We start from the raw sequence: 13,348 nt of genomic DNA on the forward strand, positions 1-13,348 counted from the left end.
CTGACCCCGTTGCCGGCGCCCCCGTCGTTGTCGTTTATGGTTACCTCTCCAGAATTATCATTAATTGCCGGAGTGTTTACAGCCGATGATAGTTGAACAGTAAAGGCTTCAGTGGTTTCAATAATAGTATCATCGTTAATTGCTACCGAAACAGTTATAGTTTCTCCATGTGTTCCATTGAAGTTCAGATTACCTGAAAGCTGGTTGTAATCCTGAGATTCGACAGCAGTACCATCAGCAGTATTGTGATTTACGGTAAAACCGCCTGTAACTTGTCCAACATGGAATATTTCCAATACCGCATTTCCGGCGGCTTCATCAACGGTGACATCGTTAATGTACAATCCTACCGGGTCACCATTTTCGGTTACAAAAATGTTTTGGGTATGATCTATCGAGTTCCCAGCACAATCCGAAGCGGTCCAGGTTCTAACAATAGTATAAGTTGTACTTGTATTGTCACCTATATAAGTTTCAGATAAACCTACTGAAGCAGCAGGGTCACAATTATCATTAGCGGTTAACACTTCCGTACTTGGAATGGCATCGTAGGCCGCTACTGTATCACCCGGAAGTGATTCCACAAAAGTTGGTGCAGTATTGTCTACCACCGTAATCGTTTGAATATGCTCTGTAAGGTGACCAGCACAGTCCTCTACTGACCATGTTCTTGTAATGGTATAATCAGATGGGCATGCATCGTTATCTGTAATTTGCTCATCAAAAGTTACCGATAGATTTGTGTCACAATTGTCATCAGCCGTCAACACAGCTGCGGCTGGGATATCATCACATTCCACGGTTATATCGGAGGGCAATGCCTCAACAAAGTTGGGTGCTGTGGTGTCTTCAACAGTAATTACTTGGGTAAAGATATCGCTTGTTCTACCGCATGCATCTGTAAATGTCCATGTATTGGTATAGGTTCCTTCACCAGGACAGCTAGGATTTGCTACAAAACTACCCGAAACCTTGTTCAGAGTAAAATTGCAAAATTCTGTAGTTGGTTCCAAAGCTTGGGCAGCATTCAAGGCATCTGTATCATCACAGGAAACGGTGGTATCCAAACCGTTTGCTGCGGTTGACCAATTCACCTGATCAGGTTGATTGATAGCCACAACCGTTGGGTCGAAATTACCAATACCACAACTATCCAAGGTACCTGAACTCTGAGCTACAACAGGATTGGTATTGGTTACTCCACTGAAAGTAGCCGTTGCCTGCATCGCAAAGTTTGTGGAACAAGCTGATTCCAAAAAGAAACATTGGTCCTTTACTTGAACGTTAAAATCCAATGTATAAAGTGGATCCCCGACATCCGTATTGCCGTCAGGCACGAAAAACCGTAATTCTCTAGTCGTTGTATTAAAATTGTAAGTTACCCCGGAAGGCAATGTTTCAGTATCTACAAAATCCACCTCTTGTGGAAGGGTGGTGTAAATTTCAAGATTTTGGATGTCATCATTTCCAGAGTTTTCAACGCTCAAGGTCATTTGAACGTTATCGCCGGGATTGAAGCCAGTTCCAGATGTGGAAGAGGTAAAGTTTAGAGCACCTAGACTAGGTTCATAAACTTCCACACTCAACCCTAAAAGGTAGAGCCCGTAACTCTCTTTGTCTGATGTTATTTTAAATCGAGCAGAGGTCTGATTGTTATCAATAAATTTATTTCCTGTGTTTTGTAGATCAAAGACAGCGGCGTCAAAACCGAGCGTATTGGTACTTGCAGGATTTCTATTAGTGTAGTCCGCATTGTTCAGCGTAATTCTACTGTTGAAGAAGTTGTTTGAATCCCTCAAAGTGGTGGAAAGGTTGGACCAAGTGCTATTGGTGTCAAAAATCTGTAATTGGTCTCCATCTATATCTCGGTCTCCTTCAAAAGAACCTAAAATAATGTCGGCGTTTACATTTCCAGTGGGCACGGTTTGGAAGCCGTTAAAATCAAATTCCACTTCCCCTTCGGTCTTTGTAATATGCACATAACCATCAAAGAGGGTTACATTTTTACCGATGAGACTCGGATTTTCGTAAACAAAAACAATTTGCCATCCACCCGAGGTACCAGTATGGGAACCGGAATGGGAGTATAAATCTCCTTCGGTGGCCTTAACATTGGCAATTTGAAATTTTCCAAAAGGATTTGACAGACCAACTACATCCGTAGTGATATCCTTTACACAGATGTAAGGGTCATTTACAAAGTGCTCGTCCCTACCCCTGTAAATAACTTCATCCGCGGTCACTGTGTTATAGGAAGATTGTCCCGGCATCATCAACTTCACCTGGTTGTAGTTCCAAACAGGCTCGGTTCCTCCGTTCCCGGTATCGGCATTAGTATCATATTCTTTGTCCGCGGCCGCCCAATACAGTAATACTTTTTTAAAGTTCAAACAGCTTAGGCCTGGTTCCGGATTGGAAAAATTGGCACTACTTGAATTAAAAGTTGAATTATCAAAGTCGATATCTACAAAAACATTATTGGAAAAATCGTGGTTTCCGCCCTCCCCGGTATATGCGTTGGTAGCGTGCCTAGAAAGCACATTGTTGGCAATAATGGTAACATCACCTTTAATGGTCTCTGAATACCTTGGAGTAAATGCCTTTTTTACTTGTGCCCCTGCCGTTAGTGAAAACAATAGTGTAACGGACACAAAAATCGACTGGAGTGTTAAAGTAGTTTTGCTCTTCATAGGCTTAAATTTGGGACGACCTGTGGTCGGATTCACTTAAACATTATGAAATGCCTTGCCTGAAGGATTAAAAAATAGAATTGAAATGGAAATCGCTAGAGGTCAAGGTTTTCTTGGTTTAGATTGGAATTATTCTGATTTGGGTTTATAATTCTAATGCCAAAGAAATGACGGAAAGCATGGATCGGAAAAGTTACACGATATAGCTACAGCTTAAATCGATGTACGGTCCCTTTTCCGATGAGCGGACAAATTCATAGATAACTGTGAATCAGTGAATTAAAATGATGTTTTCATCGTTGAATGACCCAAAATCTTCGACCAAGAGTTACCTTTTTTAACTTCAATTCCAATTTTATGTCCTTTGCCAGCGCTTTTGATCTGGATAAAAAAGGGCAACTGTTCTTATCTAGAATTTGATTAATTTTGAAACTTTCAACAAATAAAGAATGAGTTCAAAAAAAGGTAAAGTTCAAGAGTTGATCCAAGAAAAGTTATTGGACGAGCGAAAAGTATTTTTATGGGGAATGGTAGATGATGATTCTGCCAAACATGTTATTGATCGCTTGCTCTATCTGGATTTACAAAACAACGATGAAATCCAACTTATAATTAATAGTCCTGGAGGCTATGTCACTTCTGGATTTGCGATATACGACACCATCAAACAAATCAAAAGTCCTGTTTCTACAGTATGCTCAGGTTTGGCAGCTTCAATGGGGTCCATTTTGTTATCTGTAGGGGAGAAGGGGAGACGCTTTATTCAACCTCACGCAAGAGTAATGATTCATCAACCCAGTGGCGGAGCCCAAGGTCAGGCCTCAAATATTGAGATTCAGGCCAAGGAAATTATTAAGACCAAAGAATTGGGTGCTAAAATTTTGGCTGATAATTGTGGACAGGATTTTGACAAGATCATGAAAGATTTTGACCGTGATTATTGGATGGGTGCCGAAGAATCCGTGAAATATGGTATTGTAGACGGGATCTTGGAGTAATTCAGGTATTCGTTTAAAAAGGAAAAAGTCCTTCGCAAAGTATTGTGAAGGACTTTTTGTTATATATGGACGCCTAAGCGGAATATTTATCTTATATACGACAATTTTGGTGCCAAAAGTTTACAGGCGAATACAAAAAATGCGTTAAATTTTACTTAATTGTCGACTTTGGAGGTCTGGTTAGTAGAAATAAAAAAGCCACCAAAAGGTGGCTTTACTTTTTATTTGGAACCAAGTTTAGATTTTGGTAAACATTTCTTGCATTCTTGCCTGCTCTTCCTCAGCTAAAAGAGGATCTACCAATATACGTCCACTATGTTCGTCGGTAATGATTTTCTTCCTTGAGGCAATCTCTACTTGGACCTGAGGTGGAATGGTGAAAAATGAACCTCCCGAAGCTCCGCGTTCTACAGGAACCACGGCCAAGCCATTTTTCACATTGTGTCGGATGCGTTTGTAAGCTTGAATCAAACGTTCCTCAATTTTGTCTTCAAATTCCTCTGATTTTTTCAAAAGGGCCTTTTCTTCTTTTTCGGTCTCTGCCAAAATAGCGTCCAACTCTCCCTTTTTATGCTTAAGATGGCCTTCTCTTTCGGAAAGTTTTTCCTTGGTTTCGGCAATCACCTCTTTTTTCTGCTCTATTTGGGCTTTGAATTCCTTTATGTTCTTCTCAGCCAGTTGAATTTCCAATTCCTGAAATTCTACTTCCTTGCTCAAAGAATTAAATTCCCTGCTGTTCCTAACATTCTTTTGCTGCTCTGCATACTTTTTAATGAGCGTTTTGGACTCTTCAATAAGATTTTTCTTTGCAGCAATTTCAAAATTGATGGTTTCCACATCAGTTTTTAGCTTGTCTGTGCGGGTTTTAAGACCAAGAACCTCATCTTCCAAGTCCTGAACCTCAAGAGGTAGCTCTCCTCTAACATTGCGTATTTCATCAACTCTGGAATCAATAAGCTGTAGGTCATATAACGCCCTTAGTTTTTCTTCCACAGTGCTTTCACTTTTATTCGCCATAAATTATAAATACTTGATGGGATTTGTAATGCTCTCCGATAAAGAGATTGCAAAATTAGGAATTTTTTTGATAAGATAATCAACCAATAAATCTTTTGTAAACTGCTCAGTTTCAAAGTGCCCAATATCCGCTATTACGAGTTGTTTTTCGGCCTGATAAAACTCATGGTATTTGATGTCTGCGGTGATTAAAACATCGGCCCCTGCTTTTTTGGCGGCGCTAATGGCAAAAGCTCCACTTCCCCCCAACACGGCTACATTCAAAACTTTTTTGCCCAAAAACTCGGAATGCCTGATAACCGATGCATTCATTTTATCCTTTACATGAAGCAAGAAACTTTGTTCATCGAGGGATTCGGGCAAAGCACCGATCATACCCATCCCAATATCCTGATTTGTATTGTGCAGTGTAGTTATTTCATAAGCGACTTCCTCATAAGGGTGGTTGCTTAAAAGCGCGTTTAGGATGGCCTTTTCCCTTTCGAATGAATAAATAACATGGATTTGGGCCTCATTTTCATAGTGGGTCGAACCCTTTTGCCCCAAGGCGGGATTGGAGTCTTCCCCTGGCATAAAACTGCCTACGCCTTCGGTACTAAAGCTGCAATTGCTATAATTGCCCACATCACCCGCGCCAGCGTCAAAAAGTGCTTTTTTTACAGATTCTACCTTCTTAAGCGGTACATAAGTGATCAATTTTTTAATGGTACCGGACTTTGGGATTAGTATTTTGGGGTTTTGAATGCCCAAGACTTCGCAAATTTTGGCATTTACTCCCATTTTACTGTTATCCAGGGCCGTATGCATGCTGTAGATCGCAATATTGTTGGTGACGGCCTTTAAGATCACACGTTCTACATAGGTGCTTCCCGTTATTTTTTTGAGTCCCTTAAATATGATAGGGTGGAAGCTTACAATGAGGTTATGCCCTTTTTGGATGGCCTCGTCAACCACATTTTCCAAGGTATCCAAGGTTACCAAAACCCCGCTAACCTCCTGTTTTGGATTACCCACCAATAAGCCAACGTTGTCAAAATCTTCAGCGTGGGAGAGTGGTGCCAGTTCTTCCAGTATATCTGTTATTTCCTTTACGGTCATTTGGTCTTTATTAAGTAGGCTAAAGATAAAATATTATATTTTCGCCCTATGCTTCAGCTGCTTCGGAAAATTGCGTTTCCTTTCTCTTTAATTTATACCCTTATGGTATACCTTAGAAATTTTCTATACGATATTGGTTTTTTTAGTTCCAGGAGCTTTAACACCCCTACTGTTTGTATTGGTAATTTAAGTGTTGGAGGTACTGGCAAGACTCCTATGATTGAGTATTTGGTTCGCCTTTTGAAAGGTAATAAGGTAGCCGTCCTGAGTAGGGGGTATCGCCGGAAGTCCAAAGGTTTTCTTTTGGCCGAACCTTCATCAGCCGTGGCTGATTTGGGAGACGAACCCTATCAACTTTATAGAAAGTTTCCCCATCTGCATGTGGCAGTGGATGCGGACCGACGGAATGGCATTTCCCAGTTGCAAAAGCTAGTGGAACCGGATATTATTTTACTTGACGATGCCTTTCAGCATAGAAAGGTGAAATCGACCTATGCAATCCTATTGACCACTTATGATAAGTTATATGTAGATGATTGGTACCTTCCCACAGGGAACCTGAGGGATAGTAAACGCGAATCCAGGCGAGCAGATTTGATAATTGTTACCAAATGCCCACATCAGCTTTCAGCTAAAGAAAAGGCCGATATTAAGCTAAAACTAAAACCTAGAAAACATCAAAAACTTCTTTTTAGCCATTTGGAATATGGAAATCTCAAAAGTCCCGAAGGAACTGAAGGCAATCTGGAGCAGTTAAAACATCGGGAAGTAGCTCTCGTTACAGGTATTGCCAATCCCAGACCATTGGTGGACTACCTAAAAGCAAATGGACTGGTGTTTAAGCACCATGAGCATCCGGACCATCACAATTTTACAGAACAGCAGATTAAAAATCTCAAGCGTTATGAAGTTGTCCTAACTACAGAGAAAGACTTTGTACGATTACAGGGAAAGTTAGATAATATATTGTATTTGGAAATTGCACATGCCTTTTCGGAAAGCGACCTTAAAGTGTTGGAAGATGGATTAAAGGCCCTGTTCTAAACCAATCCCTCCATTTTTTTTCGGAAGATGTTTTCTCCTATTTTTTGATAGAAAACTTCAGGTTTAAACGGCTTGGTGACAACATCGTTACAACCTGCTTCGTAAAAGCTGTCCAAACTATCGTCCAAAGAAATTGCAGTAAGGGCTATGATTGGAATTTCTTGATCAAACTTACGAATCTGGCGGGTAGCTTCCTCGCCGCTGATACCGGGCATGTGAATGTCCATTAATATGGCACTGTAGGTGTTGGCCCTTGCCAAATCGATGGCCTCATTACCATTATTGGCAATGTCACATGTAATTTCCTTTTTGGTCAACATTTTCTTTGTGATGACCTGATTGATTTTGTTATCCTCCACAACTAAAACATGCAGGCCTTTGAAATCGAATTCTTCTGGATTGAGTTCAAAAGCGACCTCATTCAGAGCATTGGAATCGCATTTCAAATCCAATTCAAAGAAGAACGAGCTTCCATGTCCCAGTTCACTTTCCAAATGAATTTTGCTTCCGAACAACCCAAGTAAACTCTTCACGATAGTAAGGCCTAGACCGGTACCGCCATATTCTCGGTTGATTTGTATGGAACCTTGTTCAAAACTGTCAAAAATGTTTTTCTGCTGGTCTTCGGAAATTCCAATACCGTTATCCTTGACTTCAAAGTAGAGTTTAACCTCATCTTCTTCCTTTTTGAGCATTTTTGCAATGACCTCAACCTTACCATCTTTAGTGAATTTTAGGGCATTGCCCACCAAATTCATGAAAATCTGGGAAATCTTGATGGGGTCACCTAACAGTTGGCTTGGAATATTGGGATCGTAGTCCAGAATTAGCTTGCTGTTGTTCTCATTGGCGTTTTGCTGTAACGAATCCACCACATCGGTAAGTACTTTTTGCAATTTGAACTCGATGTTCAGAGGTTCCAACTTATCCGCATCTATTTTATTGATTTGAAGAATGTCATTGATGAAATTCAACAAATAATCCCCTGAAAATTTCAGGGATTTTAAATGTTCTTTTTGGTGATCCGCCGGGTTTTCTTCCAACAGCAAATGGGTGAGTCCGGTCACGGCGTATAGCGGAGTTCTTAACTCGTGGGTAACCGTTGAAAGGAAATTGGTCTTGGCTTCCATTGCCGATACTGCGGAATCCCTTGCCAGCTCCAACTCTTTATTCTTGGTGTACAGGAGATCGTTTGTCTTTAATTTGATTTGGTTGTTTCGGAAAAGTGAAACCGCCAATAACGAAATTATTGTTAAAAATGCGGAGGTTAAAATCAAGGTGATTTCCGAACGACTCTTGGATTCGCTCAACTCTTCATTTTTTGCGGTGAGCTTGTTGATTTCCGTCATTTGATGCTCAAACCGCATTTTGTCCGCCGTTTTGGTCTCTAGGGTAACCTTCTCAATATTAAAAATGGAATCCTTGAGCTGTTCTAAGGTTTTATGGTAGACCAGCGCCTGATTATAGTCCCCAGTGCGCTCATAGATATTGGAAAGTCTTTCATTGGATGCTTTGATCTCCTTAAAATAACCATGCTTATCAGCTAGTTCCAAGGCGGCTTGGGAATGAATAATACCTTCCTCCAGGTCATCCAGCTCCAAACTGATTTTGGCCAATTGCAGATTTGCTTTGGTAGCCAGGTAGGCCCTTTCCTTATCATCAGAATTTACAATAAGGGCATGCAGGTTTTTGATAGCATCCTCATACTTTTCAATATTGGTGAAAATATAGGCTTCCAGCAGCAGAATATTGTTGCCCAGATTTCTATTATTGCTCAATTTTCTGGATTCTTCCAGTAGTTTAAGCGATTGAAAGTTGTTGCCTTCGTCAAAGCGAAGGGCGGCGTCCAAATAATTATGGAAGGCCGAACCATAGGAATAGCTAAGGTCTTTCAGCAAAATACTTGCTCGGTCCCAATAAAAAAGTGTGGTTTCCCGATCTCCTTCCTCCAAATATAATCGGGCATATTGGTGGTATGTATCCAGCAGCAGCTTGGCATCCTCATTGTTTTCAGCTATCTCTGCTGCCTGGGCCAAAGTCTCCAGGGCTTTATCAATCTTATTTTGATGGCGGTAGACGGTGAATTCATCAAAAATGGACTGTACTTTGGCGGTGGAGCTCACATCTTTTTGACCAAAAGAAATTTGGATGCAAAATAAGATGCACCAAAACACGCATCTTGGAAAGCCAAGACGCCCATATTTGAGATTCGAGGTCAAACGTAGTTTTTGTTTATAAGCAAAGCTATTAAATCGATAATTCTGGAACAATACCCAGTTTCATTGTCGTACCACCCGATAATTTTCACCATTCTGCCAATAACGGAGGTCATTAAAGAATCAAACGTACAAGAATAACAACTATTGTTTATATCGATGGAAACAATGGGGTCTTCGGTGAAATAAAGTACATTTTTAAGTTCATTATTGGCGTAATGTTTAAAAGTACTGTTTATTTCTTCAATTGAGGTGTCTTTTTTAACATTGAAGGTAATATCGGTAAGCGAACCATTGGGTACGGGCACCCGTATACCACATCCGCCTATCACATCGGACAGATCAGGAAAAATTTTGGTCAGGGCCTTTGCAGCCCCTGTGGTAGTGGGAATAATGGACTGTCCTGCGGCTCTTGATCTCCTTAAGTCTCTATGAGGGCGGTCATGCAGGCTTTGGTCCGATGTGTACGAATGGACCGTTGTGATATAGGCCTGCTCAATTCCGCAAAGCTCCTTGACCACTTTAATCATAGGTGCGGCGTTGTTTGTGGTGCATGAGGCGTTGGAGATAATATGATCTTCAGCCTCAATTATGGATTCATTTACCCCCAAAACCACGGTTTTAATTTCGTCTTCCAGCGGCGGAACGGACAAAATAACCTTTTTTGCCCCATTTTTAAGGTGGTGACTCAATTCATCTTTGGTTTTAAACTTGCCAGATGCCTCCACCACGACATCTATCTGGTGCTTGCTCCAATCTATTTTTTCCGGATGGTTGTGATTGGTTACCACCACTTCGTTTTCACCAAAGCATATCTTATTGTCCCTTGCAAAGATATTTGCCTCCAAGGTACCGTGAATGCTGTCATACTTTAATAAATGGGCCAAGGTGCGTGCATCGGCCAAATCGTTAATGGCTACCACATTGATGTGCGGATGGACTTGAAGCAACCTGAAAAGGGTCCTTCCAATACGTCCAAAACCATTGATTCCAACGTTTATACTTTTCATTAAAGAAGCTGTGAGGGGAATTTGTGCTTAGTGAATATGCTTATGAGCCTTGTAGGACGACCTTACCAAAGCTCCGCTCTCTACGTGTCTAAAGCCCATTTTTAAACCAATTTCCTCATATTTTTTAAACTGTTCCGGTAAAATGAACTCTTTGACAGACAGGTGTTTTTTGGAGGGTTGTAGGTATTGCCCAATGGTAACAACGTCCACATCTACATTTCTCAAATCCTCCATAGTTTGGAGCACTTCTTCTTCCAACTCTCCCAAACCAAGCATAATCCCAGATTTGGTGCGGTTGGCACCATTTTTCTTCAGGTATTCAAGGACTCCCAGGCTACGTTCATATTTCGCTTGAATTCGAACTTCTCTGGTCAATCGCTTTACCGTTTCCATATTGTGTGAAATCACTTCCGGGGCAGCTTGTAATATGCGGTCTAAGTGGGTTTCAACTCCTTGGAAGTCAGGAATTAGGGTTTCAAGTGTGGTTTCAGGGTTCATCCTTCGGATGGCCTTGACCGTTTCTGCCCAAATAATGGAACCCATATCTTTAAGGTCATCGCGATCCACAGAGGTAACCACCGCATGTTTAATGCCCATAATTTTAATGGAACGTGCTACTTTTTCCGGTTCTGCCCAGTCAACACTCTCAGGTCTACCTGTTTTTACGCCGCAAAAACCACAAGATCGGGTACAGATGTTTCCCAAAATCATAAATGTGGCCGTTCCTTCTCCCCAACATTCACCCATATTGGGGCAACTTCCCGAAGTACAGATCGTATGCAGGTCATACTTGTCCACCAACCCTCTGAGTTGGGTGTACTTCTTGCCTGTTGGCAACTTGACCCTAAGCCATTTTGGCTTTCCTTTTGGTGGGAGAACGTTTTCTACAGCTGCTGTGCCCATAAACAAAATTTGAGGTACAAAGATACGAAACTGGGCAGGAAACCTACACCATCGAAAAGGGCTAGTGTTTCTGAATGATCTCTGCCAAAAGCTTCTTGGCTCTGAGGAGTTTAACCTTGATATTGTTTACTGGCTCATTGAGTTCCCTTGCTATTTCTGCATAGCTCAACTCATTAAAATACCTAAGATTAATGACCTTTTGGTATGGAGGCTTTAGTTTTTTGATATCACGAAGTAGGTTGGCTAGGTTCTGTTCCGTAATCAATTGATCTTCGACCGATGGGGTTTCATCCAGAACTTTTTTTACCTCATCTCCGCTGCTCTCCATTTCATCCAGTAAACTGCGCTTTCTTTTACGAATAAGATCTACATGAAGATTTTTGGAAATGGTTATCAGCCAAGTCTTGAACTCATAGGCCTCATCGTAGGAACCAATTTTATCAAAAGCCTTGGAGAAGGTACGGATGGTGATGTCCTCTGCATCGTTTTCATTTTTGGTGCGGGCCAATTGAAAGGCATAGACTTCGTTCCAAAAAGTATCTAGAAGTAGGCTAAAGGCAATCTGGTTGCCCACTTTTGCCTTTTGGATATTTTCTTTAATGGATTGCTCCGTTTTATTCAAAAACCTTCATTTTTAAGGGAATATGGTTCCGCCTAGGTTTACTGAAGTTCGGGGATGGAATCTTTTTTGCATTCTTGTTCACTAGGCAGCTTGCCACAAAACCCGCAGGCCTCTCCCTCTTGGTTCAAGTATGGATTTTGACTTGCGCAAGTACCTGCAAACTTGCCATCTTTTTTTGACCAAATTTTAATGGCTATACCAGCAAATGCGAGTCCTAAAAGACCTATGGTCAACAATGCTAACTTCATGCTTCAGCTTTTGTGCAAAGGTACAAAATACCCTCTAAAGCATATGAAGGTTCGCTATTTTTATAAGAAGTTTAGTAGTTGATGTTGGCTACAATGTTTTGCACTGTAGGGGCACTGTTTCCACCTTCAGGCTCAATAGTGATATACCCAATGGCATTCTCGGCATAGGGGAGGGCCAACAGCTTGTCTTTGTCGTCAAACTCTTTGATTACCCCTAGGTTTACCAATTCTCCATTGACTTCCGCCCACATTTGGAAACATTTGTTTTCGGGAAGTTCGGGAACATTGCTCACGTTGATGTAAGACAATTTCTTCACGGGATTGATGTAGGCGATGGCTTTAAGCTCTTTTCCTTCTTTCTTGCCCATTAAGTTATACCTTTTGGTAGCCGGATTGTTGAGCACAATAAATTGATTTCGAACATCCTCCAACTGATTTTTCATGTTTTCCTCCAGATACTTTATCTGGTTGGTCACATAGGTATTTTCCTTTTGAAGGCTTTGGTTCTGATTCCAGAAGAAATAGGAAGATCCGGCAAAGGCCATAATGGCTATACAGGCTGCAACAGCATACCTATAGAACCTTCGATTTGTCGTCCTTTCTTTCTTGGCACTATGTAAAATGATTTCTTTAAGCCCTTCAGGTGTCTTGCGCGCATACATTTTGGCGAAAGCTTCCAAATTGTCCTGGAGCTGATTATAGGTTTCCCTTACTTCCGGATACATCGCAATATAGCGCTCCGCCTTAAGCGCTTCTTCCTTGGTGGTATCGCCCACAAGGTATTTTTCCAGAATATCGGAATCTAAAAAGTTGTGTATTTTTTCTTTCATGTCAGCAAATTTATCAGTAGCAGCAGGGTCATTGAAGTCCCATAGATTTTTCCAAGTTCCCTAAGGCCGATTTTAAGTCTTGATTTGATCGTACCCAACGGAATATCCAGTTCATCGCTGGCTTCCTGTTGTGTCATCCCTTCAAAAAATAGGGCCTCTAACACAATTTTGTACTTAGGTTCAATCTTGTCCAGATTCTCTTGGACATCCATAAATTCGGGCCTTATGCCGCTTACTCCTAGATTATATACGTCTGAAACATCAATTTGGACTTCTTTATCGGCTTTATTGTTTATGCTCCTTAGTTTGTCAATGGCCGTATTTCTGGTAATTCTAAAGAGCCATGTAAATAGTTTAGCTTTTGAAGCATCATAGGAATCCGCTTTTTTCCAGATTTTGACAAAACTCTCCTGGAGTACATCTTGGGCCAAATCCTCATCCTTAACCACTTTGTAGGCCACACCGAAGAGCGTATCACCATAGTTGTCGTACAGTAACGAAATGGCTTTATCGTCCTTTTCGGCAAGTAATGACACGATATGTCTTTCAATAAGTGTACTCATACTAGGTTGTTTGGTAAAACTTTCGGGGGCGAAAATCTAAAATAAACTTTATCACGTATATACAGTAACGCTAAGTTAGAAAAACGATTATTGGCCTGCGTTAAAATAT

General features: G+C 41.1%; 12 protein-coding genes. 2 read left to right on the top strand and 10 right to left on the bottom strand.

Annotated features, from left to right (window positions below; genetic code table 11):
* On the bottom strand, nucleotides 1-2,690 hold a 2,690-nt coding region (locus BUC10_RS15515; RefSeq protein WP_222843733.1), incomplete at its 3' end, for an HYR-like domain-containing protein.
* A 449-nt stretch (nucleotides 2,691-3,139) separates the two neighbouring features.
* Between BUC10_RS15515 and BUC10_RS15520 the strand changes: the two genes are divergently transcribed.
* Nucleotides 3,140-3,688 carry a ClpP family protease gene (locus BUC10_RS15520; RefSeq protein WP_073181324.1) on the top strand — a complete coding sequence of 183 codons (549 nt, stop codon included), beginning with the start codon at nucleotides 3,140-3,142 and terminating at the stop codon, nucleotides 3,686-3,688.
* A 237-nt stretch (nucleotides 3,689-3,925) separates the two neighbouring features.
* Here the strand turns inward: BUC10_RS15520 and BUC10_RS15525 are convergent, their stop codons facing one another.
* Both BUC10_RS15525 and BUC10_RS15530 read right to left on the bottom strand, forming a co-directional pair.
* Nucleotides 3,926-4,705, bottom strand: a complete 780-nt coding sequence (locus BUC10_RS15525; RefSeq protein ID WP_073181326.1) for a zinc ribbon domain-containing protein — start codon at nucleotides 4,703-4,705, stop codon at nucleotides 3,926-3,928.
* Nucleotides 4,706-4,708: 3 nt separating this feature from the next.
* Nucleotides 4,709-5,803 (bottom strand): Nif3-like dinuclear metal center hexameric protein, encoded by a 1,095-nt coding sequence (locus BUC10_RS15530; protein ID WP_073181328.1) that lies wholly within the window; start codon nucleotides 5,801-5,803, stop codon nucleotides 4,709-4,711.
* Between the two features lie 102 nt (nucleotides 5,804-5,905).
* Between BUC10_RS15530 and lpxK the strand changes: the two genes are divergently transcribed.
* Nucleotides 5,906-6,847, top strand: a complete 942-nt coding sequence (gene lpxK / locus BUC10_RS15535; protein ID WP_245812841.1) for a tetraacyldisaccharide 4'-kinase — start codon at nucleotides 5,906-5,908, stop codon at nucleotides 6,845-6,847.
* Here lpxK and BUC10_RS15540 read toward each other — a convergent pair.
* The 7 genes from BUC10_RS15540 to BUC10_RS15570 form a co-directional block, all read right to left on the bottom strand.
* On the bottom strand, nucleotides 6,844-8,970 hold the full coding sequence (locus tag BUC10_RS15540; RefSeq protein ID WP_245812842.1) for a tetratricopeptide repeat-containing hybrid sensor histidine kinase/response regulator: 2,127 nt from the start codon (nucleotides 8,968-8,970) through the stop codon (nucleotides 6,844-6,846). The two genes, lpxK and BUC10_RS15540, sit on opposite strands and share 4 nt — an antisense overlap.
* Before the next feature lie 92 nt (nucleotides 8,971-9,062).
* A complete protein-coding gene (gene gap, locus BUC10_RS15545) occupies nucleotides 9,063-10,073 on the bottom strand; it encodes a type I glyceraldehyde-3-phosphate dehydrogenase (RefSeq protein ID WP_073181332.1) in 1,011 nt (336 codons plus the stop codon).
* A 27-nt stretch (nucleotides 10,074-10,100) separates the two neighbouring features.
* On the bottom strand, nucleotides 10,101-10,976 hold the full coding sequence (lipA, locus tag BUC10_RS15550; RefSeq protein ID WP_073181334.1) for a lipoyl synthase: 876 nt from the start codon (nucleotides 10,974-10,976) through the stop codon (nucleotides 10,101-10,103).
* A gap of 61 nt (nucleotides 10,977-11,037) precedes the next feature.
* Entirely contained in the window at nucleotides 11,038-11,598 is a 561-nt protein-coding gene (locus BUC10_RS15555; protein ID WP_073181336.1) for an RNA polymerase sigma factor, read from the bottom strand.
* 38 nt (nucleotides 11,599-11,636) lie between these two features.
* On the bottom strand, nucleotides 11,637-11,846 hold the full coding sequence (locus tag BUC10_RS15560) for a membrane or secreted protein (RefSeq protein WP_073181341.1): 210 nt from the start codon (nucleotides 11,844-11,846) through the stop codon (nucleotides 11,637-11,639).
* 71 nt (nucleotides 11,847-11,917) lie between these two features.
* Nucleotides 11,918-12,676 (bottom strand): anti-sigma factor domain-containing protein, encoded by a 759-nt coding sequence (locus BUC10_RS15565; protein ID WP_073181343.1) that lies wholly within the window; start codon nucleotides 12,674-12,676, stop codon nucleotides 11,918-11,920.
* Nucleotides 12,673-13,239, bottom strand: coding sequence for an RNA polymerase sigma factor (locus tag BUC10_RS15570; RefSeq protein ID WP_073181350.1), 567 nt, complete (start codon nucleotides 13,237-13,239; stop codon nucleotides 12,673-12,675). Before BUC10_RS15570 ends, BUC10_RS15565 begins: the two co-directional genes overlap by 4 nt.
* Nucleotides 13,240-13,348 lie beyond the last annotated feature (109 nt).

The sequence above is a fragment of the Flagellimonas flava genome (assembly GCF_900129665.1).
In the GTDB taxonomy this organism is placed as follows: Bacteria; Bacteroidota; Bacteroidia; order Flavobacteriales; family Flavobacteriaceae; genus Flagellimonas; species Flagellimonas flava.